We start from the raw sequence: 24,823 nt of genomic DNA on the forward strand, positions 1-24,823 counted from the left end.
CGGTCTCACCACCGGTCGACCGGCACCACCGCGGTCGGAGCCGGCGGAGCCGCAGGCGCCCCCGTGGCGGAGGGCGTGGCAGGCTCGGCCACGGGAAGAGCGCCGCGCGGGGCGCGGCTCTTCCTGTCACGGCGCGGGGCAGGCTCGGAGGCCGCGACCGACGCAGAGGCCGGCGCGGGCGGCTGGAGATCGATGCGATCGGGGCGGATCGTGCCGTCGCTCAGCAGGAACACCGTCTCCTTCGTGGTCGCGCCGCCGCGGGTCACCTCGATCTCGAACGTGTCGCCGGCCTTGCCCGTCAGGTCGAGCCGGCCGTCGCTCACCGGACGCGCCGCGCCGTTGACCCGCGCCGTCGCCTCCTTCGGGAGCGTCACGACGGCAGTGAAGGACGCAGGCGCAGGCGCGGGCGCGGGCGCGACGGGCAGCGCGGGCTCGCTCGGCGCGGCGGGCGACGCGGGCGGCTCGTTGCCCGTCGAGGCGCGCAGCGCGAGACCGCCGCCGATCGCGGCCAGGGCGACCACCGTGACCGCCGCCCCGACGAAGCGCCGCCGTGCCGCGCCTGAAGGCTCCTTCACCGCGGTGAAGGAGCTGCCGCCGATGGATCGCTCCTCCCCCTCGGCCGATCGCGAGAGCCCGGACTCGCGCAGCGCGGAGATGGGGGTGGCGCCGGCGCGCCGCTCGGGGTCGATGCCCCGCAGCTGATCCAGCGTGACGACGCCGGTGCCCTCCGCGTGCGGCTCGAGCGCGGCGATGAGCTCCTCCATGCTCTGCCAGCGCTCCGCGGGATCCCGCAGGAGGCCGCGGTGCACGACGGCCGCGAGCGCCGGGGAGACCCACGGCGCGGCCCCGGAGAGCGGCGGCACGCGCTCGGTGCAGATCGCGAGCAGGAGCTCGGCGAGCGAGGCGTCGGGATCCCAGGGGCAGCTCCCGCAGAGCGCCTGGTAGAGCGAGACCGAGAGGCTCCAGATGTCGGAGCGGTGATCGACGTCCTTCGCCATCTTCGCCTGCTCGGGAGACATGTAGATGGGCGACCCGAGCACGCCGCCAGCGCGCGTGAGCTCGTGCGAGACGCCATCCCCCGTGCGCTTCGCGATGCCGAAATCGCACACCTTGACCACGATCCTGCGATCGCTCGACGACGGCGGGCGGATGGAGCCGGACGGGCGCCGCCCCGAGGGCGGCGGGCGGACCGAGCCGGACGGGCGCCGCACCGACGGCGGCCCCGCCGCGAGCGAGCCGCGCTGGGTGGACGGCGGCGCCGAAGCGAGCGAGCCGCGCCGGGTGGACGGCGGCGCCGAAGCGAGCGGGCCGCGCCGGGTGGACGGCGGCGCGATCGAGGTCGACGGCCTTTGGGCCGCGCCCTCGAACGGCGCGTGCAGGAAGAGGTTCGCCGGCTTGATGTCGCGGTGCACGAGCCCCTCGGCGTGCGCCGCCGCGAGCCCGCGCGCCGCCTGGATGAACACGCGCACGACGGGCTCCGGCTCCAGCGGCCCGCGCATCCTGAGCAGCTTGGCGAGGTCGACGCCGTGCAGGAGCTCCATGATGATGAACGGCGTCGCGAGCGTGAGATCCATGCCCAGCTCGAACGTCTTGACGACGTGCGGGCTCTGGATCGCGGTCACCGCGCGCGCCTCGCGGATGAAGCGGCGCACGGCGTGGTCGTCCTGCCCGACGGCGCTCTTGAAGATGACCTTAGCCGCCACCCGCCGCCCTTCGGGCGACTCCGCCTCGTAGACGGCGCCCATCCCGCCGCGCCCGAGCAGCCGGCGCACCGCGTACCGGCCGCCGAGCTCGCGGCCGACCAGCGGATCGGTCTCGGCGCCGGCGCGCTCGGCGATGGCCTCGCGCAGCTCGGGATCGAGCGGCCTCAGCATGTCGATGGTGATGCGCTCCTCGCTGCCCGACGCGGCGCGCAGCGCCTCGGCGAACGCCTCGATCGACGGATAGCGCCGGTCCACGTCGCTGTGCAGCGCGAGCGAGAGCGCGGTCGCGAGGCGCGCCTCGATCCACGGCGCGCGATCCTGGATCGACGGGAGCTGCGCAAGATGCGCAAGAGACGACGCTGGCGCGTCCGCCGCCGTGTCCACGGGGCCGAGCTCGGCCGTGTCCGCCGTGACGTCGAGCTCGGCCCACGGCGAGACGCCGCAGAGCATCTCGTAGAGCGTCGCCGCCAGGCCGAACACGTCACCCCGCACGTCCGCGGTGCGGTCCCGCGGCCCCGACTCGTCGCGCAGAGGATCGGTGCTCCTCGCCGCCTTGCCAGGGGCGGAGGTGGCCGTGTCACAGCCCTTCGAGAGCCCGAAGCCAAAGACGCGGACGAGGATCTCTCCGCCCGCGAGGTGCTCCAGGAAGATGCGCGGCGGCCGCACGTCGCGGTAGACGAGGCCCGCGGCGTGCACCGCCGAGAGCCCCGCGGCGACCTGGAGCGCGATCCGCACGGCGACCTCGGGCGCGAGCGGCCCCGTCTCGGCGAGCAGGGCGGCGACGTCGGTCCCGTCGAGCAGCGGCATCACGAGGTAGGCGAGATCGCGCTCGAGGTCGTGGCCGGCATCGACGATCGGGACGACATGCGCGTTGTCGAGCTTCGCGGTGACGCTCGCCTCGCGGGTGAGCCGTGACAGCGTGTCCTCGGTGACGACCTCGGGGCGCAAGACCTTGAGCGCGACGCGGCGACCCGAGGGGCCCCGGGCCTCGAACACGACACCGAAGCCCTGCGCGGAGAGGACGCGGACGATCCGATATCCGCCGGTGAGCGCGCCCCCCACGAGCGCCGTCGGATCCGCCAGAGGTGCTGTCCGGCCCATGTCCTCAAGCATACGACGGCCCATCGCGCCCCACAAAGCATGAGTGTCACGCGACCTCGGAGGCGCGCTGCGCGCGGGCGCCGCACCGTCGCGGAGCGCCGGCCACGCACCTACAACGACGCCAAGCCCGCCGCGGCGCGGCGCCCCCGCCAAATGTAGGCGCGACAACCGCAGATAACGCGGTGAACGGACCGCCGTATACGCAAGAGCACGCGGGGATACGCGGGGACACGCAAGAGCACGGGGGGATACGAGGGGATACGCATGAATACGCGGTGATACGCGAGGACACGCAGTAAGCCCTTTGAATCATGGAATATTTGTCTAGTTTGTCTTGCCGATCGAAAGCTCACGAGTTTAGACTCTCATCATCCCATTCACCGCCGCTCGGTCAGGATCTGGGCAGGACTGGTTGATCTCAAGCGCGCACCCCGATGTGCGCCTCCCCCGCCGGGGGACCTGGAGGCACCATGACCCTGCGATCCCTCGGGCGCGCGCTCGCTGCCCTGACGGCCTTTCTCGTCCTCACGCTCGTCCTGGCGCGGCCGGCGCGCGCCAAGGGCTCTTCCGTCGATGAGCGGCTCGCCAAGGTGCTCGCACGACACGGGTTCACCGGAGAGATCGAGTCGACGCTGGAGTCGCGGCTCGGGCGGAAGCTCGACAAGAAGCTCGCGAAGCTCGGGCGTGACCTCTTCTTCGACAGCCTCCTCGGCCTGAACGACGACAACTCGTGCTCGGGCTGCCACGCGCCGACCGCGGGCTTCGCCGACACGCAGTCGATCGCCATCGGCATCGACAACAACGGCGTCGTCGGGCCGCGCCGCACAGGGCCGCGCAACCAGCGCCGCACGCCCACCATCATCAACACGGCCTTCTATCCCACGCTGATGTGGAACTCTCGGTTCTTCGCCGTGTCCGGCGACCCCTTCGACAACAGCCAGGGGTTCTCGTTCACCGCGCCGGAGGGGATGTCGCTCTCTTCCCTGCCGCACCTGCTCAACGCCCAGGCGTTCATCCCGCCGACCGAAATCACGGAGATGACCGGGTACGAGGCGCCGTCGTCGCACGATGTCGTGCGCGAGGAGGTCACGGAGCGCGTGAACGACGTGAAGGCGTACCGGAAGCGGTTCGCCAAGAGCTTCCGGGCGGTGAAGCGAGGGGACGACGTCACCTACGAGATGATCGCGGCCGCCATCGCCGAGTTCGAGATGTCGCTCACGTTCGCCGACGCGCCCATCGACAGGTTCGCCCGCGGCCGCCGGCACGCGATGACGCTGGAGCAGAAGCGCGGCGCGCTGCTCTTCTTCGGCGAGGCGGGGTGCGTCAGGTGCCACGCGGTGTCGGGGGAGTCGAACGAGATGTTCAGCGACTTCCAGCAGCACGCGATCGGCGTGCCGCAGATCGCGCCGACCGACGATGCGGCGCACTCGAACGTGGTCTTCGACGGCCCGAACGCCGATGAGGACTTCGGCCTGGAGCAGGTCACGGGCGATCCGGCCGATCGTTACAAGTTCAGGACCTCGCCGCTGCGCAACGTCGCCCTCCAGCCCACGTTCTTCCACAACGGCTCGTTCACGTCGCTGGAAGGCGCCATCCGCCACCACCTCGACGTCTACACGTCGGCCACGGAGTACACGAACAAGCACCTCGATCGCGATCTGCGGGGCGAGATGGGCCCGCTCGCGCCGGTCCTCGCCGCCGTCGACCCGCTGCTGCAGGAGCCGATCGACCTCACGGAGGAGGAGATCAGCTGGCTCTGCGCCTTCGTGGGAGAGGCGCTGCTCGACCCGCGCGCGACGCCGGAGCGGCTCGAGGCGCTCATCCCGGAGGAGCTCCCGAGCGGGCGCGAGGTCCACCGCTTCGAGTAGCCGCGGGCCGGGCGGGCGGCGCTCACGCGGTCGAGCGCCCGCCGGCACCCCGGCTCAGCTGCGGTCCAGGCAGCTGCTGAGCGATTCCTTCTGGATGCTGCACTCCTCGTCGTACTTCGCGGGATCGCAGTTGTCCTCGGCGTGGTTGCGACACTCGAGGTACGACTCCCACGCGTCGTGACAACCAGCCTCCTCGGCGGCCTCCGTATCGGCGCTGCACATCGCGAGGCAGCTCTGCTCCGTCGCGGCGTCCCCGGGGCACTCCACGGCTCGCTCACAGAGCTCAGGGCACCCCTCCTCGCCGTGCTCGTCGCCGCAGCCCAGGGCGACGAGGGCGATCACCAGGATTGTCATCACCTTCATCGGCCCACCGTATCACGAGCGCGACGCCGCGCGCCGGCGCGGCCCAGGTCGGCGCCAGTGGGCAGCACCGAGGGCGGCGCGCCGGCTCTCTCCGGCGACCGCTCCCGGGAGGGCGCAGCTCAAGGCAGCAGCCGGGAGAGGAGGCTCCACTTCGCCGAACGACCGGACTTCATGGCGAGGACCGTGGTCACGCCGATCACCCCCGCCGTGAGGGCGATGTTGAGCGGCCCCATGACGCCGAGGAGCCGGTGCAGCGCCGCGGCCTTCGCGGGCGGGCGCGGCGCCGGCGCTTCACCCTCCTTGAGGAGGGGCACCCCGCCGTCGGGCGCCTCTTCGCGCATCTGCTGTCCGCCCAGCATGCTGGCGACGCTCGTGGCGAGCGTCGCGCCCAGGAGGATGTCCTTCAAGCGCACCAGATCGCGGGTCTCACGGTCGATCGATCGCCCCGAGATCACCGTCCGCCCGATGAACCAGGTGGCCGCGGCGGTGCCGAGCGAGATCGCGCTGACGAGGTTGTACCGCTGCCACGCGTCAGAGAGCACCTTGCCCCGCTCGGCCTCGGAATGGATGTCCTTGACCGCCTGGCGCAACGCCAGCCGGCCAAAGAGGGGGCCACCGAACCCCGCGGCCAGACCGAGCTCATGCAGCACCCATGCGGACGTCGAGAGTGTAGCCATGTCGTTCCACCTCGCCGCGACGCACAAGCAAGATCGTGCCCAGGGCTTGACTGCGCGCCAGGAACCAGGCCGTCGCAGGCGCGCCGCCTCGGCAGCGCGCCGGCGTCCGCGAGGTCGGGCCCGGCGCGGCCCCGACGAGAACGGCGTTTGCCAGGCGCCAGGTCACGTCGACAGGTACGCCGGGCCGCCGCGCAGCACGGCATTCCCGCGAGCGCCGCTGAACTCTCGTCCTGCGGACGAACCACGCTCGTCGACGAGCGCGGCGGCGGCGGGGCGGAGCACGTCGGCCACGGCCTGCCGCCGCAGCCGGTGGAGCTCGTCGTCGGCGAGGAACCCGTGGGAGGTCGGGAGATCGCGGTCCGCCATGCCCGGCGCTCCGGTGCCCACCTGGTCGAGCGCGCGCGCGAAGGCCGCGGCGACGCGCTCTCGAAGGCGCGCGCCGCCCGTCGTGACGGCCCAGCGGACGAACGCCCAGGCGAGCTCCGCGTGGCGGGCCTCGTCGCGCGCGATCGCCTGGAGCGCCATGCGCACCGCCGGCGGCTCCGCCGCCTGCGCGGCGACCTCCGCCTCGATGGCCGAGAGGGTCTCTCCGACGCAGCCCTCCACGACGGTCGCCAGGGTGAGGGCCTCGAGCGAGCCGAGGTCGTCGAGCGCGCCGTGCAGCGGCAGCGGGCCGACGCCCACCGGCTCCCCCGCGTACGCCGAGGCGATCGCGAGCGCGAGGCGCGCGTGCCGCACCTCGTCGAGCGCCGCGCGGTGCGCCGCTTCGAGCAGCTGGGGAGGCGCGCCCTGCGCCATCAGCGCGAGCGCGAAGCGGCCGAAGGAGGCGACCGAGGCGTGCTCGTTCTGGCCACGCTCGGCCCAGCGCCGGGCGAGCTCGCGGCGCTCCGCGGGCGCGAGCGCGCTCAGATCGGTGTCGGCGAGCGCGCGCTCGAAGCGCCGCACGTCGGTCTGCGACCACGCGCTCGGGGCGCGCGCGAGCGGCGCGACGCGGGGCTCGCCCCGGACCAGGAGGGGGCGCCCTTCACAGGAGATGGAACCGACGAGGTAGCAGCAGCTCGCCGGATCCGACGCCGTCCGGTTCGCGTAGGGGCCCTGGATCCACCCGGCCGCGCCCTCGCCCTCGGCGCTGCACGTACACGTCCCCGAGCCGGGCGGCAGGTCGTCGAGGTGCGGCGCGGCCTCGGAGGCCGCAAGGCAGGCGCCGCCGACCGGCGCCGTGCAGTGCACCTCGTAGCAACACTGGCCGTAATACCCACCGTCATGAAACGGCCCGACGCAGGTCGGATCCGGATAGGGATCGAGCGGCGCCGAGGCGTCGGGAGGATCGACCTCGCCGCCTCCGCCGGCCCCCGATGTCGCGCCTGCCGTCGAGCTCGAGCTCGGCCCCGATGTCGCGCCTGCCGTCGAGCTCGAGCTGGAGCCCGGCCCCGACGTCGCGCCTTCAGGCGAGCTCGAGCTCGCGCCGGACTCGATGTGCGTGCCGCAGCCCGACACCAGCGCAAGGCTCGCGCCCCACTGGGATGCGACCAGGATTCGAAGCAGGAAGTTTCGCATGGACGGCGACAAGCAAGGCATGTACCGGGCGAACACACGTGTTTCCGGCCGCCGGGAGAGCAGCGCCGTGCCAGCATGTGCCATCGCCCTGCCGTCCTCCACGCGGCCTCGGCCGATGCTGCCGGTGGACCTTTCCTCCGGCCGCGGCCCTGGATACCGGGTCTCGATGTCACCAAAGCACCCGGACCGCCGGGCAGATCTGGAGCGGTGCGATGGTGCGTCCGTCACGAGGAGGCCTCATGCGGATCGTTCTCGATAGCTCCGTCGCCATCGCCTCGATGAAGCCCGCAGAGCCCGGGCACGCGGACGCGCTCGCCTTCCTCGAGCGCGCCCGCGCCGCCGTGGCCGCCGGCGCGGCGCGCGTGCTCGCGCCGCCCGAGCTATGGCTGGAGGTGCACGTCGCCGAGCAACGGCTCGCGATGTCGCGGCGGGCCGCGCCCGCGGCCACGAGCCCGCTGGGAGGCCTCGCGATCGAGCTGGTCGCGCCCGAGGACGCGGGCGCCATCACGGAGTTCCTCGACCAGCTGACGAGGCGCATGCGCGGCCGCAGGCCCTTCGCCAACGCGACCGACCTCGTGTATCTGTGGGCCGCCCGCCGCGCGGATGCGACCGTGGTGACGCTCGACGAAGGGCTCCTCAAGTACCACGGTGTCGTCTGCGATGTGACAAGGCCGCAGCACGTTCGGCTCGAATCCGGATAACGCGCCGCAGCGAGCGGCGAATGCACTTCGCGACGCGCTTTGCGACAACCGCCGTCCGAGAAACGTCGAAAAACAGCATCTCTGGATGGTCACGGCGCAAGTTTACACTCCGCACAAATGCACTTGTCGCACCCGGCGAGGGCAGCTATCCCTGAGCGTCGCAGCGGAGCGCGCGGAGCTCGCGAGCCTGGGCTGCGCGGCGAGGCGCATGCGAAGTACATCGCTTATTTCACCGGTCCTCCCGGTGAGCTTGGCCCTCTTGACCACCCTGGCTGCGCCGCAGGCCCACGCCCGCCGCGCCGGGCTTGCGGTGGAGGGGTGCAACGGCTGCCACACCGGCGGCGCGGAGCCAGATATCACCATCGACTATAGCCCCAAGAACCCGGCGGCCGGCGAGACGGTGACTCTGCAGGTGCAGATCCGGTCTGCCAACATCAACGCCGGGGGCATCTATCTCCTCACCGAGACAGGTCGGCTCTCCCCCATCAACGGTCAAGGCACCAAGCTCATCGACGGGCACCAGCTCGTCCACGACGCGCCGAAGCGGGCGAGCGGCGGGGCCGTCCGCTTCGACGCGCAGTGGATCGCGCCGGGCGCGCCGGGCGGGGTCGTCGTCCGGGTGTGGGCCCTCGCGGCCAACGGCGACAACGGCCCGCGCGGAGACGGCGCTTCGTCCGCCGACACCGCTTTTGCCTACGGATGCACCGGGACGACGTATTACCTCGATCGCGATGCCGACGGCTACGGCGACTCCAGCGTGCCCAGGGTCGATTGCACCCGGCCGGCCGATCACGCCGAGCGCGGCGGCGATTGCGACGACTACAGCGTCAACATCCATCCCGATCAGGATGAAGCCTGCAACGAGACCGACGACGACTGCGATGGAGAGATCGACGAGGAGCTCGAGATCACCACGCAGTATGAAGACGCCGACGGCGACGGCTATGGCTCGTTCTTCGGCGCGACGGTCACGGGGAAGTGCCCCCCCGAGGGGTACGCGCCGAGCTCCAACGACTGCAACGACAGGTCCCCTGACGTCCACCCGGACGCGACCGAGACATGCAATCTCGCCGACGACGACTGCGATGGCCGCATCGACGAGGGCGTGCGGGAGGTGTGCGGCGTCGGGATGTGCGCGCGGGAGGCGACCGCGTGCGCCCCCGGGTCGTGCACGCCCGGCGAACCGAGCGCCGAGGTGTGCAACGCGCTCGACGACGACTGCGACGGCGAGGTCGACGAGGACCCAGGCCTGTGCGCGCCCGGCGAGGGCTGCCCGAGCGGCACCTGCAGCAGCGGGACGGGCGCCGGCACGGCCGTGAGCGCTGGCAGCGCGGCAAGCGTCGGAAGCGCGGGAAGCGCGGGCGGCGCCGTTGCCTCTGCAAGCTCCGCGGGCGGCGGCGCGCCGGACGAGGGAGGAGCGGACAGCGGCGGTTGCGCCGTCGACGCCGGCGACCCCCGCGGCGGGTCTCCGTGGCGGCTGGTGACGCTCGCCTCGCCGTTCGCCCTCCTCGCGTTGCGGCGCCTGCGGAAGAGTGGCACCCTGCGGTAAGCCTTCCTTCCGAGCCTGAGGTCAACACGCGTGCTCTACCGCCGCTTCGGTCGCACCGAGATCAAGATGCCTGTCCTTTCGTGCGGAGGGATGCGGTACCAGCAATCCTGGAACGACAAGGACCCCGTCTCGCCCGCGAGCCAGCGCAACCTCGAGGCGTGCATCGAGCGGGCGCTCGAGCTCGGCATCTATCATATCGAGACCGCGCGAGGGTACGGCACGAGCGAGGAGCAGCTCGGGAAGATCCTGCCGACGCTGCCGCGCGAGCGGCTCATCGTCCAGACGAAGGTCAGCCCCGAGGCGGATCCGGCGAAATTCCTTGCGACGTTCGAGCGGTCGATGAAGCTCCTCCGCCTCGATCACGTCGACCTGTTCGCCCTCCACGGGGTCAACGACGAGACGCGCCTCTCGTGGTCGCTGCGCAAAGGTGGCTGCCTGGACGCCGCGCTCGAGCTGAAGCGGCAAGGCCGCGTGCGCGCGGTGGGGTTCTCGACGCACGCGGCGCCGCGCGTGATCACCGCCATGGTGCAGGACGGCCGCTGCGATTACGTCAACCTGCACTGGTACTACGTGAATCAGCTCGCCTGGCCTGCCATCCAGGCTGCGGCCCAGCAGGACATGGGGGTCTTCATCATCAGCCCCACCGACAAGGGGGGCAAGCTGTACGAGCCGAGCGACAAGCTCGTGCGGCTCTGCGATCCGCTCTCGCCGATCGTGTTCAACGACCTCTTCTGCCTCGCTCGCCCCGAGGTCCACACGATCAGCGTCGGTGCGGCGCGCCCGTCCGACTTCGACGAGCACATGAAGGCCTTGCCGCTGCTCGACGGCGAGGGCGCCGCGCAGGCCGCGCTGGCGCCGATCCTGCGCAGGCTGGACGAAGAGATCGAGCGGGTGCTCGGCCGCGCGTGGCGCGACACATGGCACGTCGGCCTCCCCGACTGGGAAGCCGTCCCCGGGCACGTCAATATCCGCGAGATCCTGCGGCTGTACAACCTCGCCCGCGCGCTCGACATGACGGCCTACGGCAAGATGCGGTACAACCTCCTTGGCAACGGCGGCCACTGGTTCCCTGGGAACCGCGCCGATCGCGTGCGGGAGCTCGACCTCGCGCAGGCCCTCGCGGGCGCGCCGGAGCGTCACCGCATCCCCGAGGTGCTGGCGGAGGCGCACGCGCTGCTCGCGGGGCAAGAGGTGAGGCGCCTCGGCAAACACTGAGTCTGGGCCTCGCGCCGGCCCGGCGAGCGACGCCTCGGCGGGTGAGCCGGGCGCGCGGCGCTGTCGGTCACGGACGCGCGCTGACGTCCGGGCGAGCTCCTCGCGAGCCCCACAGGGCCACCAGCATGCCGAGGTGCGCGGCCGCGTAGAGGGCGAGCATCGCCCGCAATGTCAGCGAGGCATCGAGGAGCAGCGGAAGCCCGACACCTGCCCAGCCGATCACGAGGAGCCCCGAGATCGTCAGCGGCCCGCGCGTCCACGGCTCGCCTCGACGCAGCCCGCGGGCGGCGAGCACATCGAGCGCGCCTGCGGTCCACTGGGCGAGGCTGATGAAGGCGAGATGAGCAGCCCGATCCGCGTGCGGAATGACGCCCTTCTTCGCGACGCCAGCAAGGACGCAGGCCGCGTGCGCGGTGCCGCCCAGGAGCAGCACGATGCCCGTCACGAGAGCGAAAGACGCCAGCGCGGGACGTGGAGACATGCCGCCCAGGGTACCCGAGGAGCGAGTCACCGCGCTGCGAAAGCGGAGACGGCCAGCGCACGGTTCTTGCCGCCTCCTGCCCTTGTTCGACATCCTCCCTGGTGGGTCAGGGACAGTCGTTCCAAGGAGGTCTCTCATGCGCATTCACGGTACAGGGACGATGGCGCTCCTCTGCGCGCTCGCGTTCGCCGCAGCGGCGGGCTGCAATTCGGGCGGAGGGGACAGCGGAAGCGGCGGTGCGAACGCGGGCAGCGGCGGCGCGGGCGCTGGCACCGGCGGAGCGAGCACCGGCGGCGCGGGCGCTGGCACCGGCGGAGCGAGCACCGGCAGCGCGGGCGCTGGCACCGGCGGAGCGGGCGCCGGCACCGGCGGCGCGGGCGCTGGCACCGGCGGCGGGGCGGAGGAGCTGAGGTGGTATCTCACGTGCGGCGATCCGGTATGCAGCGGGCACCGGCCCCGCGACGGGGTGAAGCCATGCACCGACGAGAAGGAGGGGGAGCCGTGCGCCGCGCCGGACGCGACATGCGATCCCGCGAACGACTGCAACGCCCAGCTGCTCTGCACGAGCGACGATCCGAGGCAGCGGCCGGAGGGTTGCCCGAGATCCCGCGCCCGGTACAAGCACGATATCCGGTACCTGCAGGAGACCGAGCTCGCGCGCGTGCGCGATGAGCTCGTCGCCACGCCGCTCGCGACCTGGCGTTACAACCACGAGGGCGGGCACGGCCGCGAGCGTCTCGGGTTCATCATCGACGACAATCCGGCGAGCCCGGCGGTCGCGAGCGACGGCGACCACGTCGACCTGTACGGGTACACGAGCATGGCCGTGGCAGCGATCCAGATGCAGCAGAAGCAGATCGCCGCCCTCGAGCGTGAGCTCGCGGCGCTCCGCAAGGAGCTCGACTCGGCGCGGCAGGCGGCGCGCCCGCCGGCGTCCAGGGCGGCCGGTCGAGCCACACGATAGAAACACGGTAGAGCAGCCGCAGGCGTCGAGCGCCGGGGTCACTCGTCTTCGAAGGCGTGCCGCCGGAGCTCCGCGTCGATCCGCACCACCGACCGGGCATGCGCGCGGCGCGCGTCGGCAAACAGGGCCGGGTGAGCGCAGGCCGCGAGGATCTCGAGCGACTCCACGATGCGGGGACCAGGGCGATTGAAGAAGGCGTTGCCGTCAGCAAGGTACACGCGGCCCTGCGCCACGGCCCGGTACGTCGCCCAGGGCAGCACACGGGGGAGGAGATCGAGCTCATCGAGCGTGCGCTCGAGGGTGAAGCCGCACGGCTTGATCATCACCACATCGGGATCGAGCGCGGCGAGCGCAGCCGGCGAGAGCGTGGGCGCGTGCTCGCCGGGTCGCGTCACGAGGGGTTCCCCGCCCGCGAGGGTGATGAGCTCGGGCATCCACGTGCCGCCGATCATGACAGGCTCGATCCACTCGACCGCGAGCACGCGCGGCCTGCCCGGCGCCGCGGCCGCGCGCGCGGCGACGGCGGCGACGCGCGCGCGCAGCCGCTCGACGAGCGCCTCGCCGCCTGCCGGGCGGCCGATCCCCTCCGCGACGCGGCGAATGTCGGCCCAGATGTCGTCGAGCCGCGTCGGGTGCAGGTTGATGATGCGCACGTCCTGCCGCGCAAGGCGGGCGACGGCCGCGCGGACGTCATCGAACGAGACCGCGCAGACGTCGCAGAGGTCCTGCGTCACGATCACGTCCGGCCGCGCCTCCCGGAGGGCGTCCATGTCGATGTCGTAGACCGCGAGCGCGTCCCGGAGGACGTCGCGGACCGCGGCGTCGATCTCCCGGCTGGAGCGCGCCGGCCTGAGCCGGGGGCGCGTGATCACCGGGAGGCCGGTCAGCCCCTCGGGAAAGTCGCACTCGTGAGAGACACCGACGAGCTCGCTCTGCGCGCCCAGCGCGCAGACGATCTCGGTCGCGGACGGCAGCAGGGAGGCGATGCGCATGCGCGGGATTCTATCTCCTGGCGGTCCCCGCGGGGCGCGGTGCGCACACTGCTCGTGGTGGGCACAATGCTCGCGAAGACAGGAGGTCCCCATGAGACTGCAAGGCAAGATCGCGCTGGTCACAGGGAGCAGCCGGGGCATCGGCCGCAGCATCGCTGTCCGGTTCGCCCGGGAAGGCGCCGACGTGGCGCTCACGTACCACAAGAGCAAAGAGGGCGCCGAGGAAGCCCTCGCAGAGGTCGAGGCCGCAGGAAGGCGGGGTCATCTGTTCGCCGTCGACGTCGCCTCCGTCCAGAGCGTGCAGGGGCTCATCCAGGAAGCCATCGAGCGCTTCGGCCGGCTGGACGTGCTGGTCAACAATGCCGGGCTGGAGAAGCGGGCGCCGTTCTGGGAGGTGACCGAGGAGGACTACGATCAGGTCATGAACACCAACCTCAAAGCGGTGTTCTTCGGGAGCCAGGCGATGGTCCGTCACCTGCGAGAGGCGGGGCGGCCCGGCAAGATCATCAACATCAGCTCGGTCCACGAGGATCTCCCGTTTCCTCACTTCGCGTCGTACTGCGCCAGCAAGGGTGGTGTCCGCATGCTCACGCGCACGCTCGCCGTGGAGCTGCGCGGCAGCGGGATCACCGTGAACGCCATCGCGCCGGGCGCGATCGAGACGGAGATCAACGCCGCTCTGCTCAAGGATCGCGACAAGCTGAGCGCGCTGCTCGAGCAGATCCCGCTGGGCCGCCTGGGAAAGCCGGACGACGTGGCCGGGCTCGCCGTGTTCCTCGCCTCGGCGGACGCCGATTACGTGACCGGCTCGACGTACTTCGTCGATGGCGGGCTGACGTGGAACTACGAGGAGCAGTAGGCGGGGCACGGCCCCTCACCGAGAAGCGGCGTCGTTCGACAGCCTGAGCCGAGAAAAGTTTCCGACAGAATGCAATGCAACGCGGCCGAGACCGGCGCCGGCGACCTGCCGCTGCGATGCCTCGGCGCGGAACTTCTTTTGCGCAGACGTAACTGGCGTGACCCGCCACGACACATCGCATTTTTGCGTCACGCGGCCAGCTCCTTGTGGCACCATGCGCGCATGACGGAGCTCAAGACCTATACAGGTGGTTGTCACTGCGGGAAGGTTCGCTACGAGGTCAAGGTGGACCTGAGCAGTCCCGTGGTCATGTGCAACTGCTCGCGCTGTTCGAAGCTGGGCGCGATGCTGGCCTTCGCGCCGGTGGACCAGCTCACGCTCAAGCAGGGTGGCGACGTTCTCACCGACTATCAGTTCAACAAGAAGGTCATTCACCATGTGTTCTGCTCGGTCTGCGGCGTCGAGTCGTTCGCGCGGGGAGTCGCTCCCAACGGACAGGAGATGTGCGCCATCAACGTCCGCTGTCTGGACGACGTCGATATCGACGCGCTCAAGACCATGAAAGTCGACGGGAAGAGCCTGTAGTCGCGCCCCGGCTGGCCGGGGCCGCGGCCGACCATCGCCGGCCCTGCGCCAGCGCACCTCCCGCGCGCGCCCCTGGCCAATCCGCAGGCGCGAGCCCGGGCGACACGGGTAGACTGGGCGCCCGATGTCGATCGAACGAGCAAGCGCGCTCCTGGCCTCGGCCCGCTCAGCCCTCTTCATCACCGGCGCGGGGGTCTCCGCGGCCTCTGGCATCCCCACCTACCGCGGGATCGGAGGGCTCTACGGCGAGAAGGCCACCGACGAGGGGATCGCCATCGAGGAGGCGCTGTCGGGCGAGATGTTCCAGCGGCGCCCCGAGGTCACGTGGAAGTACGTCCACCAGATCGAGCGCGCGTGCCGCGGCGCGCGGCTCAACGCAGCGCACGCGGCGATCGCCCGGATCGAGCGCCGCCTCGCGCGCTGCTGGGTGCTCACCCAGAACGTCGACGGGTTTCACCGCAGCGCAGGCTCCACGAACGTCATCGACATCCACGGAGATCTCCACCGCATCCTCTGCACGCGCTGCCCCTACGAGGCGCACGTCGACGATTACGCGGAGCTCGCCCCGTGCCCGCGCTGCCCGGCGTGCGCCGCCGTGCTCAGGCCCGATGTCGTCCTCTTCGGGGAGATGCTCCCCCTGGAGAAGGTCGAGATCCTCCGGCGGGAGCTCGCGCGGGGCTTCGACGTGGTCGTCTCGATCGGGACATCGAGCCTGTTCCCCTACATCACGAGGCCGGTCCTGGAGGCCGCGCACTCCGGGGTTCCGACCATCGAGATCAACCCGGCGCTCACCGCGATCTCCACCGCCGTTTCGGTGCGGCTTCCGATGCTTGCTGTCGAGGCGCTGGAGGGGATCCTCTCCCGCATCGAGCCCGCCAGCTGACCTTTCCGCGCGCTGCATGGCAGCTGCTCGGCCTGCCACCAGGCGACGGCAAGGGCCGCATTGTTCAGCTGGGATTGCCCGTCGAGTCGATGTTTCGCCCGAACTCGTCCCTGGTTCGTGGAACGACCCGGCCGGTGGCTGAGGTCACTCGGCCGGCTCCTCGTCCCCCAGCCGGTCGAGCTCGCCCCAGAGGTCGTCCAGGTCGACCACCAGCCCGTCGCACCCTGGCACCGCCTCGACGCGCCCGCTCGCGGCCCCCTGCGCCCACACGTAGCGCCCGTCCGGGCCGAGCTCGTAGATCTCCAGCATCCTCGTCGCCGGATCGAGCAGCCAGTACCAGCGCACGCCGAACGCCGCATACTCGCGCAGCTTCTCGATGCGGTCGCGGTGGACATCGCGCGGCCGCGGCGAGACCACCTCGATCATCACGTCCGGCGGGCGCCGCATGGGCCCGCGCCGCGGCGGGGGCCTCTGCCCGGGCAGCACCATGGAGACGTCCGGCTTGCGCCCGCTGCCCTTGCGGAGGAGGTACTTGAGCTCCGAGCCGGCCACGAAGCCGCCGCGGGCCGCCGCCCACGCGCCGAGCACCCGGATGAGCCACATGACGGCGGTCTCGTGGATCCAGTCCGGCACCTCTTCCTCCACGAGCACGCCGCCGACGAGCTCGCCCGGCTCGTCCTCGGCGAGCTCCAGCCACGCCTCATCGCTGAGGCGGTCCGAGCTGTCCAGAGCAACGGCGGCGCCAGCCATCACGGCTTGTGAGGATAGCACGCTTGCGCCCCCCGACAGCAGCAGCGCTCCCCTCCCCGGCTGCCCACGTCCACCCCGTCACCCCGGCTCCGCCGCCGCCCCCGCCGCCCCCGCCGGCGCGGCCGGCTCGGCCTTCTTCGGCTGCTTCTTCCGGCGGCTCTCCAGCCACGCCCTGCGCTTCTCCACCCACTTGGCGAGATCCTTCGCCAGCCAGCCGCCCTTCTGCCGGCCCACGATCTCCCGCAGCAGCAGCGCGGCCTGGCCGTGGCCGATGCGCATCGCGAACAGGTCGTCCATCACGATCTTCGCCCACCGCGTCCGGCGCACCGAGTCCATGTGATCGACGAACTGCTCTACCCGGAGCAGCACCTTCGTCCCGACCCCCGTCTTGCCCGTCACCACGAGCGCCGCCGTCTTCTCCTTGTCGAGCGCCTCGAGCCTGCGGATCGCCCCGTCGATCAGGTTCGCGTGCTCCGCCCACCCGGCGCCGCCCTGCTCCTTCGCCGCGCGCGTCGCGGCGAGCGCCTCGCGCAGATCGATCAGGCCGAAATCCGAGTACGACAGGAAGAACGTCAGCACCTCGCGCCGCGCCGACGCGTTGCTCTGCATCCGCTCGATCGCGGTCCTCACGCGATCCATCGAGAGCCACCGGTAGACGAAGTCGAGCCCGGTCCCCTTGATGTTCTGCGACCCCATCAGCCGCGCGTCGAACCCCGGCGGGATCTCGCGCGTGATGAAGTCGATCACCTTGTCGCCCTTCGCGTCGGCGTTCCACAGGACCGCGATGCGATCGAGGCACAGCTCGCGGAACGCCGCGCGGAACGCCTGGTTGGCCTCGGCGTCCGCGCCCCGCGACAGCGCCGCCTCCACCTCCGCGCGCGCCTTGTCGCGGCGGGCGAGGCGGCGCGACAGCCGCGCCGCGTGGTGGACGATGTCCGGGCGGATGTCGTCCTCTCCCGCCGGCGGCGCGTGCGCCTCCAGCGCCTGCTTCACCGCCGCCTCGATCGCCTCGGGCTCCCCCTTCTTCCCCGCTACCGCGGGGCCGCCCACGATCGCCGCCGCCGCCGCCTCGTCGATCGCCGGCAGCGCGCGCAGCATCCGGGTGAGATCCTCCTCGAAGGCGCCGGCCCGCGCCGGGACGCCCAGCTTCTTCATCTGCTCGTCGAAGCGCTCGAGCGCGCGCTCCTTGCCCCCGTCGCCCGTGATCACCATGTCCCGGAGCCGCGCGTCGAGCCCCTCCGTGATGAACTGCATCATCCCGCCGAGGTTCGAGTTGATCAGCACCACGTGATCGACCCCGATGTCCTCCACGATGATCTGCGCGAACACGCGCGACCGCGCGACCCGGTCCGCGCGGTTGTTCACCACCATCACCGTCGCCTTGCCGGGCGTCGCGTCCATGTCGTGCTTGTCGAACGCGAGCCGCGTCCAGTTCGACATGAACCCGGCGCGCTCGTTCGCGCTCATCCCGTTCGAGAACGTCAGCTTCCGCCCCCGGTACTGCACCGTCGGGTACGTCTTCAGGACGCCGAGATCGAGGATCACGTGATCCGCGATCTCGACCAGCGCGAACTCGCGATCGACGCCGAAATGGTCCGCGAGCGCCAGCACCAGCGCCACGTTGCGCGGGTGCTCCTGGTACGGGAGCCGATCGAGGAGGTCGACCGGCAGGAGGTCCGCGTCGATCGGCGGGATCGCGACGAGGTTCGTCCCCTTCCGCTGCGCCTGGTCCTTGAGCAGCGGGAGCATCTGCTCCTCCGTCGTGAACGACAGCCCGTCGGTGGGCATGAAGCGCGCGATCACCCGGGCGACGTCCTCGCCCCCGGGGCCCTGGATGTCCTCGTGATCCGGGTAGGCGTTCGTCAGCGTCGTGATCTCGTCGCGCATCCACTCGGAGCAGAGCGTGTCCACGAAGAGCGGCTGGAGCGCCATGCACTCCCACAGGAACACCTGGGCGCGGAGGTTCCGCCCGGCCGTGAGGATGTTCCGCTGCTCCCAGATCGTGGCCTTGTCGTACGGGCGGTAGATGAAGATCTCCTGCGCCGGCAGGTCGCGCATGGCGTGGATGAACATCGCCTCGCAGCCGGTCGTCTTCACGACGACGTCGTAGCGGAGCGCGTGGAACAGCGCGGCCTTGAGCCGCTCCGAGCCGCTCTTGCCGCGCGTGCCCCAGCCGCCGATCGTGAGCGGGATGCCCCGGCGCGCGCGCTCGATCTGCGCCGCGATCCACGCGGCCCGCAGCACCATGTACGCGAGGACGAGGAACACGATCCACGCGAGCTGCGTCGGGACGTTGCCCGCCGGCGAGACGAGGTACGAGAAGAAGCCGTCGATCCAGACGGGCACCGACGGGCCGGCGAGCCAGTCGCGGCCGCTCTGGAGCAAAGGCGGCAGCGCGACCGCGAGGTACTTGCCCGGCAGGTGCGGCTCGATCGCGTACGCGCGGCCCTCGACCTCGCCCCCTGTGTCGCCGAGCGCGACCGTGAAGCCGAGCTCGCCCGTCATCAGCGTGAACTTCTTCTGCTCGGCCGGCTCCTGCGCCACGAGCGCGCGCATGCGGGCCTGGGCGTAGCGGTCGTAGCGCAGCGTGAGCAGGGCGCGGGCGCGCATCCGGTGCGCGAGCTTGGCCGGGCCGCGCACCGTGACCGTGCCGCGCGCCGTGATGAGGCGGATCTCGCGCTGGGTCAGGCTGGCGACGGCGAGCAGGTCGTCGATGCGCGGGACGAACGGCCCCCAGCCGCCGACGGGCGGGTAGACGTGGCGCTCGCCCGGCACGCGCGTCGGCGTGACCTCCGCCATGCCGACAGGCGGCGCGACGAGCTCGCCCGCGAACAGGCGGCCGTTCGTGTGGATCCACCCCTTGCGCTTGTCCGGCATCGGCGTGCGCATCTCGTGGATGAGCCGCCAGAGGCGGAAGCCACGCGGCTCGCCGCGCGTGAGCAGGTACCGTCCCCGGCCGCGGCGCCGCAGCGTGTACGTCATGTCGCCGCGCGACGCGACAACGAGCGCGCGCTCGACGTCCCTGGGCTCGGCGTCGGCCGGGAGCTCGACCGGCGCGCTCTCGCCCTCCAGGAGCTCCGACGCCGCGGCGAGCAGCGTCTGGCGGATGTGCTCGGCGACCGGGCGGCTCTCGACCTCGAGCAGCCGCAGCGCGGCGGCGGCCTCGTCCGACAGGTCCGGCGAGATCGCCGGGCGGCCCGCGAACTCGGCGAGCAGCTCGACGAAGGTCCCCGGCGGCAGCGGGGCGTAGGGGCCGGCGCAGAGCGCGCGCACCGCCTCGAGAGCCGCGCGGGACGCGAGCGGCGGGCCTGGCTTCGCAAGGGCGAACCGGACGGCGCGCTCGGCGAACGGGGCGGCGTCCGCGTGGTCGGTCGCGTGCCGCGAGAGCTCCCGCAGCGCGTACCCGCGGACGCGGGGCGACCCGTCGGCCTCGGCGAGCTCGACGAGGGCCGTGAGGGCCTCCGCGCCGCCGAGCTCGACGAGCTGGCGCACGAGCTCCTGGCGGACGTGCTCGCTCGGGTCGTCGCGGGCGAGCAGCGCGATGGCGAGCGGGTCCGCGCTCGCGGGCGCCACGCGGGCGGGCGGCGCGCCGGCGGCGGGATCGGCGCTGAGCCGGGGCGCCGAGTCGGGCGCGGGCGTGTCGGGCGGCCCTTCGCCCTCGCGGGCGCCTCCGGAGGCGGCGGCGGCCTCCGGCGCGATGCTCGACCGGCTGGCGCGGCTGGCCTGCGCGCCGTTCCAGCGGCGCGGGTCCCGCGGGGCGCCGGCGAGGCGCGCCCCGCGGTCGAGCGGGATCACCGGGGCGGACGGGCGCGCCGCCGCGCCGAGGAGGCGCAGGGCGTTGCGGCGGAGGATGGGGCCGTCCTTGTCGGCGGCGTCGCGCGCGCGGAGGCGCTCGGCCAGCAGGGAGAACGCCTCGTCGGGGAACAGGAGGACGCCGATCTCGAGGGCGGCGATCTGCACCCAGCGGGACGCGTTGACCCCGCGCGACCACGCCAGCGCGGAGCGGGCCGCGTCGAGCCCGAGGTGGCCGAGCCGCTCGCGCGCCGGGAGGCGGTGCAGGAGGGCGACGGCGGCGAGCAGCGCGGCCCGGCGGACGGGCGCGGGGCGGCTCGGCTCGGCGTGCGCCATGGCGAGCCGGAGGACGCCGCCGTCGCGGGCGACGTGCACCGCGTCGGACGGGTCGTCGAGGTGCTTCGCGAGGTGGGTGAGGGCGTGGTAGGCGACCTCGATCTCGTCGAGGCGGTCGGCGATGGCGGTGGCGAAGCGCTCCTGGGCCGCCTCGAGGTCGAGGTTGCGGCCGAGCGCCGAGAGGTCGCCGGCCCGCTCGAAGCGCCCGGCGACCCAGCCGAGCAGGGAGGCGGCGCCGCTCCTCTCGCGCTGCTCGCGCTCTCGCGCCCAGACGCGGAGCTGCCGGGCGAGGAGCTCGCGCCGCTCGGCGGGGGTGGCGGCCGACTGGTAGGCCAGCACGAGCGCGGACTCGGCGCTGCGCAGCCGGTCGACCTCGGCGGCCGCGCCGTCGGCGCACCGGGCGAGCGCGGCGAGCAGCGCGGGCCTCGGGTGCTCCTCGTCGCCCAGGTCGGCCGTGACGCGCGCGACGACCGCGGCGATGGCGCGCGGGCGCAGGCGCACCTCGATCTGGGGGAGGCTGTCCTCGATGACCTCCAGGATCGACCGCGGCGCGGCGGTCCAGGAGTCAGGCGACTCGCGCGAGCTCACGGCGCCTCCGCGAGCGTGCGAAGGGGACGCGCACGAGGGCGGAGGCGGCCTTGCGTCGGGGAGCGAGGGGCACCGTGCGGCGAGACCATCGGCGGGCGAGCAGCGTACACCGTCGCGCGGAGCTGTCGCGAGCCGCCGCTCGTGCGATCTGCGCGACCCTTCGCCCTGGCCTGTTAGGGTGAGCCTTCGGCGAACGTGTCGCAGTCCTCGACGCGGCCGCCCTGCATGCCGCGCTTGAACCAGGCGACTCGCTGCGCCGACGAGCCGTGCGTCCACGTCTCCGGGTTGACCCTGCCGGTCGCGGCCTTCTGCAGCCGGTCGTCGCCGATCGCGGACGCGGCCCGGAGGGCCTCCTCGACGTCGCCCGCCTCGAGCAGGTCGCGCTTCTGCGTGGAGTGGGCCCACACGCCGGCGAAGCAGTCCGCCTGGAGCTCCATCTTCACGGAGAGCGCGTTCTTCTCGCCCGGGCGCGCGGCCTGCAGCTGGCGCAGGCGGCGCTCGGTCCCGAGCACGTTCTGCACGTGGTGGCCGATCTCGTGGGCGAGCACGTACGCCTGGGCGAAGTCGCCCGGCGCGCCGAACCGCGCCTTGAGCTCGCGGTAGAAGCCGAGGTCGATGTACGCCGTCCGGTCCGCCGGGCAGTAGAACGGGCCCATCGCCGCCTCGCCGATGCCACAGCCCGACCTCACGGAGTCGGTGAACACCGTCAGCGTGGGCGCCGGATAGCGCTGCCCCGTCCGGCTGAACACCTGCGTCCACACGGCCTCGGTGTCATCGAGGACGAAGGAGACGAAATCGACGAGCCGCTCCTCCTCGGGCGAGCTCGCGCGCCCGCTCTCCGCGCCGGGGACCGCGGAGCCCTGACCGAGCCCCGACAGGAGATCCTTCCCGAAGACCAGCGAGAGCACGAGCAGGATCACCGTCCCGCCCACACCGAGCTTCGCTCCGCCGGATGCGCCGCGGAGGTCTCGGAGGTTTTCACTGCGTTTCCCAGGTGTCCAGCGCATGACCAGCGCATGTATAGCGTGGACCGCGCATCGGGTGGTACCTTAGCTTTCGGTCGGGACGTGCGGGTATTGCCCGCCTGGTGATGGCGCCGGCCTGATCGCACGGCGCGCGAGCGAGCGAATCGCCGCCTGGGCCTTGCCGCGAAGAACATGAGGTCTCTCTCGGCGTCTCCCGAGAAGACACCTCTCTGCGCCTTCAGGCGTCCTGGCGGTGCCTCTCCTCGACTCGCCCCGTGCTCTGGCCAGCACTCCAAGGACGGCAAGATCAAGCAGGTCTGGCTCGAGGTGGAGCCAAAGGAGCACGCCTCGGCCATCCTCGCCGCCGCGAAGAGCTGAGCGCCTCCGGCGATCGCTACGCGCTCGCCGCAGGCCGAGCCGCCCCCGCGGCGGGCGCGGGCCTCCAGAGCCCCAGCGCGCGCGCGCACGGCAGCACCACCTGGGCGAGCGCCGCGCCCTGCAGCGCGCGCGCCTCGGCCCCGGCGAGGTGGCCGTGCGCCGCGAGCGCCGCGGCGCGGCCGCCGCCCGGCTCGGCCCCCGGCGGGAGCGGGCGCCCGAGCGACGCCGCGGCGGCCTCGAACACCTCGGCCACGGCGCGGCGCACCGGCTCGCCGCCGGCCCCGATCGCCCACGCCACCGTCAGCCAGGCGAGCTCGGCGTGCCGCGCCTCGTCCTCCGCGATCACCTCGAGCGCCGCCCGCACCGCGGGATCCTCGGCGCGGGCGCGCTGCTCCGCCGCGATCACCGCGGCCACCGTCTCGCCGACGCAGCCCTCCTCCGCGGCGGCGCGCGCCAGCGCCGCGAGATCCGCGGCGATCGGCACCGCGGGCGGCATCGGAAAGGCGGCCGGGCCGACAGGGCCGCTCCGGTAGGCGGACGCGAGCGAGAACCCGAGGCGGGCGTGACCGACCTCGTCGAGCGCGGCGATGTGCGCCGCCTGGACGAGCGACGACGGCGCGCCGTGCGCCATGAGATCGAGCGCGAAGCGCGCGAACGACGCCACCGACGCGTGCTCCTCCAGCGCGCTCCGCAGCCAGCCGCCCGCGAGCGTCTCCCGCTCCTCGTCCGTCAGATCCGCCAGCGAAGGCTGCTGCCCACCGGCGCCGCTCGCCGTCGCACGCGCGAGCCACCCCGTCTCGGCCGGCCGCGAAGCTGCCGTGAGGTGGTGCCCCTCCAGGGAAAAGGGCCGCCCCACCGCGGCGCAGTCGAGGGTGTTCTCCTCGACGATCACCTCGTAACAGCACGCGCCGTCACGGCGGGTCGCCTCGCTCTCCACCGACACGATCGTGTCTTTCTCCAGCTCCACGTCCTTTCCGTCGCAGGGCTGGTAGATGGTGCTGAACTCATCCAGCGCCGCCTCGCGGTCCAGGCAAGCCCCGAGCTCGTCGAACCAATCGAAGCAACGGAGCTCCTGGGCGCTTTCGGCCTCGGCCGCGGGCTCCCCGCAGCCCGGCGCTGCGACGAGGAGCGCTGCGGCCGCCGAGGGGCCGGCGGTCAGCAGGAGGCGGGCGATGAGCGTTCGTCGAAAGGATCGGTCGAGCAGCATGACGTGCACCTCCAGCCCATGCCCGCTGCCTCATGCGCACGGCGAGGAGCTCGGAACAGGGCGGCTTGTACCTGACGCTCCAGCCCCCATCGCAAGCCATGTACCACCGCCGCGCGGGGCTCGATCGCGTCGAGACCAGCGGTTTTCGCGGGGAGCGCAGCGGCCCCCCTCGATCGTCGCGCCGCAGCGCTGACACACTCCGGCACTCCCCGGCCCGGGCGCGACCGTGACGGGACCTGCGCGACGGCGCCGCCTACAGGGGGCTCACGTTGGTCGTGAACGACGCGTTCCGCAGGATGCGCCGCTGGCCGAGCGGCGTCGTGAAGCCGTTCTCCTTGTGGAAGGTCGAGGTGCTCCCGCCGCAGCTCGGATCATCCCCGGCCCACCGCTCCGGGCAATGCGCCAGGATGTAGTCGCGATCCGAGTTGCTGCCGCCGAGGCCGTTCCAGCGGGTGTGCTTGATGCAGGCGGCGCCGTCCACCGTCCACTCGGCCTCGAGGCTCATGCCCGAGCCCACCGTCTCGGTCTGGATGCCGAGCGCATCCCAGACGTCGATCGCCGTCCCGGTCTGGGTGTGCGGCACGCCGTCGCCGCAGTAGTCCGCGCGCACCATGCGGATGCACGCTTGATGGAAGTACGAGAGATCCCTGTCCTCGCAGCCGCTCGCATTGCACTCCGCCTCGGCCATCCATTCCCTGTAGCCCCACTCGGCGCACTTCCCGATCGCCGCGCCCTGACAGGCGAACGTGAACATGCCCCCGTCGTCCGAGTGGGCCCCCGTCACCGCGTTCCACGTCCCCTTCACCGGGATCGCGTCGAGGCCCTCGCCGCAGATGTTCACCCAGACCCCGGGGCCGGCGTTGTACTTCACCGTGTAGTACTGGATCCCGTCGCGCTCGACGACGTTCGTGACGCGGACGGCCACCGACGACCCATCGTCCAGGACCGCCTCGACGTCCGCGCCGATGAAGTCGGCCCCGGCGACCGGCGCGCCGTCGCCCTCGCGCGTGCCGACCAGCGTCGTCGCGTCCAGCGAGACACCGTTGAAGCGGACCCCGTTGAAGCGGACCCCGTTGAAGCGAACCCCGTTGAAGCGGACCCCGTTGAGGTTCATGCCGTTGAGCCTGCTCATCGCGAACGAGCTCTCCGCCACCGCTTCCTCGTCCTCGCCGCCGTCGATCTCCGCGGCGCAACCGGCGCCGAGGGATATGAGCACGACCATCGACCCTGCCAGGAACCCTCGCTTCAACATGATCTCCTCCGAACGCTGCCGCTAAAGCCGTGACGCCTTGCGCATCGACGGTCTTCC

The 24,823-nt window shown here is 72.3% G+C and carries 20 protein-coding genes; 9 read left to right on the forward strand and 11 right to left on the reverse strand.

Annotated elements, in window-relative coordinates; genetic code table 11:
- Positions 1 to 5: 5 nt before the first annotated feature.
- Positions 6 to 2,804: a protein kinase domain-containing protein gene (locus WMF46_RS39615; RefSeq protein ID WP_437981954.1), complete on the reverse strand. Its 2,799-nt coding sequence runs from the start codon at positions 2,802 to 2,804 to the stop codon at positions 6 to 8.
- 470 nt (positions 2,805 to 3,274) lie between these two features.
- On the opposite strand from WMF46_RS39615, the gene WMF46_RS39620 reads away from it, so the two are divergent.
- Positions 3,275 to 4,672, forward strand: a complete 1,398-nt coding sequence (locus WMF46_RS39620; protein WP_437981955.1) for a cytochrome-c peroxidase — start codon at positions 3,275 to 3,277, stop codon at positions 4,670 to 4,672.
- A 54-nt stretch (positions 4,673 to 4,726) separates the two neighbouring features.
- Here WMF46_RS39620 and WMF46_RS39625 read toward each other — a convergent pair whose 3' ends face one another.
- The 3 genes from WMF46_RS39625 to WMF46_RS39635 all read right to left on the reverse strand — a co-directional run bounded on the left by WMF46_RS39625 (position 4,727) and on the right by WMF46_RS39635 (position 7,269).
- The gene (locus WMF46_RS39625) at positions 4,727 to 5,035 is read right to left on the reverse strand and encodes a hypothetical protein (RefSeq protein ID WP_437904595.1); all 309 of its coding nucleotides are present in this window, start codon (positions 5,033 to 5,035) and stop codon (positions 4,727 to 4,729) included.
- Positions 5,036 to 5,154: 119 nt separating this feature from the next.
- The gene (locus WMF46_RS39630) at positions 5,155 to 5,712 is read right to left on the reverse strand and encodes a hypothetical protein (protein ID WP_437545418.1); all 558 of its coding nucleotides are present in this window, start codon (positions 5,710 to 5,712) and stop codon (positions 5,155 to 5,157) included.
- Between the two features lie 162 nt (positions 5,713 to 5,874).
- Positions 5,875 to 7,269: a hypothetical protein gene (locus WMF46_RS39635; protein WP_437981956.1), complete on the reverse strand. Its 1,395-nt coding sequence runs from the start codon at positions 7,267 to 7,269 to the stop codon at positions 5,875 to 5,877.
- Between the two features lie 239 nt (positions 7,270 to 7,508).
- Between WMF46_RS39635 and WMF46_RS39640 the strand changes: the two genes are divergently transcribed.
- From WMF46_RS39640 to WMF46_RS39650, 3 genes are all read left to right on the forward strand, one after another.
- A complete protein-coding gene (locus WMF46_RS39640; protein ID WP_437981957.1) occupies positions 7,509 to 7,970 on the forward strand; it encodes a PIN domain-containing protein in 462 nt (153 codons plus the stop codon).
- A gap of 259 nt (positions 7,971 to 8,229) precedes the next feature.
- A complete protein-coding gene (locus WMF46_RS39645) occupies positions 8,230 to 9,519 on the forward strand; it encodes a putative metal-binding motif-containing protein (protein ID WP_437981958.1) in 1,290 nt (429 codons plus the stop codon).
- A gap of 30 nt (positions 9,520 to 9,549) precedes the next feature.
- On the forward strand, positions 9,550 to 10,734 hold the full coding sequence (locus WMF46_RS39650) for an aldo/keto reductase (RefSeq protein ID WP_437981959.1): 1,185 nt from the start codon (positions 9,550 to 9,552) through the stop codon (positions 10,732 to 10,734).
- Positions 10,735 to 10,801: 67 nt separating this feature from the next.
- Here the strand turns inward: WMF46_RS39650 and WMF46_RS39655 are convergent, their stop codons facing one another.
- The gene (locus WMF46_RS39655; RefSeq protein ID WP_437981960.1) at positions 10,802 to 11,215 is read right to left on the reverse strand and encodes a hypothetical protein; all 414 of its coding nucleotides are present in this window, start codon (positions 11,213 to 11,215) and stop codon (positions 10,802 to 10,804) included.
- Between the two features lie 136 nt (positions 11,216 to 11,351).
- On the opposite strand from WMF46_RS39655, the gene WMF46_RS39660 reads away from it, so the two are divergent.
- Positions 11,352 to 12,179: a hypothetical protein gene (locus WMF46_RS39660; RefSeq protein ID WP_437981961.1), complete on the forward strand. Its 828-nt coding sequence runs from the start codon at positions 11,352 to 11,354 to the stop codon at positions 12,177 to 12,179.
- A gap of 38 nt (positions 12,180 to 12,217) precedes the next feature.
- Here WMF46_RS39660 and WMF46_RS39665 read toward each other — a convergent pair whose 3' ends face one another.
- Complete coding sequence (locus WMF46_RS39665; RefSeq protein ID WP_437981962.1) at positions 12,218 to 13,171, reverse strand: ABC transporter substrate-binding protein; 954 nt, start codon at positions 13,169 to 13,171, stop codon at positions 12,218 to 12,220.
- A gap of 91 nt (positions 13,172 to 13,262) precedes the next feature.
- On the opposite strand from WMF46_RS39665, the gene WMF46_RS39670 reads away from it, so the two are divergent.
- The 3 genes from WMF46_RS39670 to WMF46_RS39680 all read left to right on the forward strand — a co-directional run bounded on the left by WMF46_RS39670 (position 13,263) and on the right by WMF46_RS39680 (position 15,498).
- Positions 13,263 to 14,030: an SDR family NAD(P)-dependent oxidoreductase gene (locus tag WMF46_RS39670; RefSeq protein WP_437981963.1), complete on the forward strand. Its 768-nt coding sequence runs from the start codon at positions 13,263 to 13,265 to the stop codon at positions 14,028 to 14,030.
- Between the two features lie 222 nt (positions 14,031 to 14,252).
- Positions 14,253 to 14,615, forward strand: coding sequence for a GFA family protein (locus WMF46_RS39675; RefSeq protein ID WP_437974683.1), 363 nt, complete (start codon positions 14,253 to 14,255; stop codon positions 14,613 to 14,615).
- Positions 14,616 to 14,739: 124 nt separating this feature from the next.
- A complete protein-coding gene (locus WMF46_RS39680; protein WP_437981964.1) occupies positions 14,740 to 15,498 on the forward strand; it encodes an NAD-dependent deacylase in 759 nt (252 codons plus the stop codon).
- Between the two features lie 144 nt (positions 15,499 to 15,642).
- Here the strand turns inward: WMF46_RS39680 and WMF46_RS39685 are convergent, their stop codons facing one another.
- From WMF46_RS39685 to ypfJ, 3 genes are all read right to left on the reverse strand, one after another.
- Positions 15,643 to 16,248: a Uma2 family endonuclease gene (locus tag WMF46_RS39685; RefSeq protein ID WP_437981965.1), complete on the reverse strand. Its 606-nt coding sequence runs from the start codon at positions 16,246 to 16,248 to the stop codon at positions 15,643 to 15,645.
- Between the two features lie 78 nt (positions 16,249 to 16,326).
- On the reverse strand, positions 16,327 to 20,964 hold the full coding sequence (locus WMF46_RS39690) for a capsule biosynthesis protein CapB (RefSeq protein WP_437981966.1): 4,638 nt from the start codon (positions 20,962 to 20,964) through the stop codon (positions 16,327 to 16,329).
- 173 nt (positions 20,965 to 21,137) lie between these two features.
- Positions 21,138 to 21,971, reverse strand: a complete 834-nt coding sequence (ypfJ, locus tag WMF46_RS39695) for a KPN_02809 family neutral zinc metallopeptidase (protein WP_437981967.1) — start codon at positions 21,969 to 21,971, stop codon at positions 21,138 to 21,140.
- A gap of 150 nt (positions 21,972 to 22,121) precedes the next feature.
- Between ypfJ and WMF46_RS39700 the strand changes: the two genes are divergently transcribed.
- The gene (locus WMF46_RS39700) at positions 22,122 to 22,307 is read left to right on the forward strand and encodes a hypothetical protein (RefSeq protein ID WP_437981968.1); all 186 of its coding nucleotides are present in this window, start codon (positions 22,122 to 22,124) and stop codon (positions 22,305 to 22,307) included.
- A gap of 16 nt (positions 22,308 to 22,323) precedes the next feature.
- Here the strand turns inward: WMF46_RS39700 and WMF46_RS39705 are convergent, their stop codons facing one another.
- Both WMF46_RS39705 and WMF46_RS39710 read right to left on the reverse strand, forming a co-directional pair.
- Positions 22,324 to 23,514 carry a ferritin-like domain-containing protein gene (locus WMF46_RS39705; protein WP_437981969.1) on the reverse strand — a complete coding sequence of 397 codons (1,191 nt, stop codon included), beginning with the start codon at positions 23,512 to 23,514 and terminating at the stop codon, positions 22,324 to 22,326.
- A 253-nt stretch (positions 23,515 to 23,767) separates the two neighbouring features.
- Positions 23,768 to 24,766: an ADYC domain-containing protein gene (locus WMF46_RS39710; protein ID WP_437981970.1), complete on the reverse strand. Its 999-nt coding sequence runs from the start codon at positions 24,764 to 24,766 to the stop codon at positions 23,768 to 23,770.
- Positions 24,767 to 24,823 lie beyond the last annotated feature (57 nt).

Source organism: Sorangium sp. So ce117, assembly GCF_051524395.1.
In the GTDB taxonomy this organism is placed as follows: Bacteria; Myxococcota_A; Polyangia; order Polyangiales; family Polyangiaceae; genus Sorangium; species Sorangium cellulosum_B.

Bases quoted from the DNA above. Each gene is read 5' to 3' on its own strand.
- WMF46_RS39615 (WP_437981954.1), bottom strand. From the start codon at position 2,804: ATGGGCCGGACAGCACCTCTGGCGGATCCGACGGCGCTCGTGGGGGGC.
- WMF46_RS39620 (WP_437981955.1), top strand. From the start codon at position 3,275: ATGACCCTGCGATCCCTCGGGCGCGCGCTCGCTGCCCTGACGGCCTTT.
- WMF46_RS39625 (WP_437904595.1), bottom strand. From the start codon at position 5,035: ATGAAGGTGATGACAATCCTGGTGATCGCCCTCGTCGCCCTGGGCTGC.
- WMF46_RS39630 (WP_437545418.1), bottom strand. From the start codon at position 5,712: ATGGCTACACTCTCGACGTCCGCATGGGTGCTGCATGAGCTCGGTCTG.
- WMF46_RS39635 (WP_437981956.1), bottom strand. From the start codon at position 7,269: ATGCGAAACTTCCTGCTTCGAATCCTGGTCGCATCCCAGTGGGGCGCG.
- WMF46_RS39640 (WP_437981957.1), top strand. From the start codon at position 7,509: ATGCGGATCGTTCTCGATAGCTCCGTCGCCATCGCCTCGATGAAGCCC.
- WMF46_RS39655 (WP_437981960.1), bottom strand. From the start codon at position 11,215: ATGTCTCCACGTCCCGCGCTGGCGTCTTTCGCTCTCGTGACGGGCATC.
- WMF46_RS39660 (WP_437981961.1), top strand. From the start codon at position 11,352: ATGCGCATTCACGGTACAGGGACGATGGCGCTCCTCTGCGCGCTCGCG.
- WMF46_RS39665 (WP_437981962.1), bottom strand. From the start codon at position 13,171: ATGCGCATCGCCTCCCTGCTGCCGTCCGCGACCGAGATCGTCTGCGCG.
- WMF46_RS39670 (WP_437981963.1), top strand. From the start codon at position 13,263: ATGAGACTGCAAGGCAAGATCGCGCTGGTCACAGGGAGCAGCCGGGGC.
- WMF46_RS39675 (WP_437974683.1), top strand. From the start codon at position 14,253: ATGACGGAGCTCAAGACCTATACAGGTGGTTGTCACTGCGGGAAGGTT.
- WMF46_RS39680 (WP_437981964.1), top strand. From the start codon at position 14,740: ATGTCGATCGAACGAGCAAGCGCGCTCCTGGCCTCGGCCCGCTCAGCC.
- WMF46_RS39685 (WP_437981965.1), bottom strand. From the start codon at position 16,248: ATGGCTGGCGCCGCCGTTGCTCTGGACAGCTCGGACCGCCTCAGCGAT.
- ypfJ (WP_437981967.1), bottom strand. From the start codon at position 21,971: ATGCGCTGGACACCTGGGAAACGCAGTGAAAACCTCCGAGACCTCCGC.
- WMF46_RS39700 (WP_437981968.1), top strand. From the start codon at position 22,122: ATGAGGTCTCTCTCGGCGTCTCCCGAGAAGACACCTCTCTGCGCCTTC.
- WMF46_RS39705 (WP_437981969.1), bottom strand. From the start codon at position 23,514: ATGCTGCTCGACCGATCCTTTCGACGAACGCTCATCGCCCGCCTCCTG.
- WMF46_RS39710 (WP_437981970.1), bottom strand. From the start codon at position 24,766: ATGTTGAAGCGAGGGTTCCTGGCAGGGTCGATGGTCGTGCTCATATCC.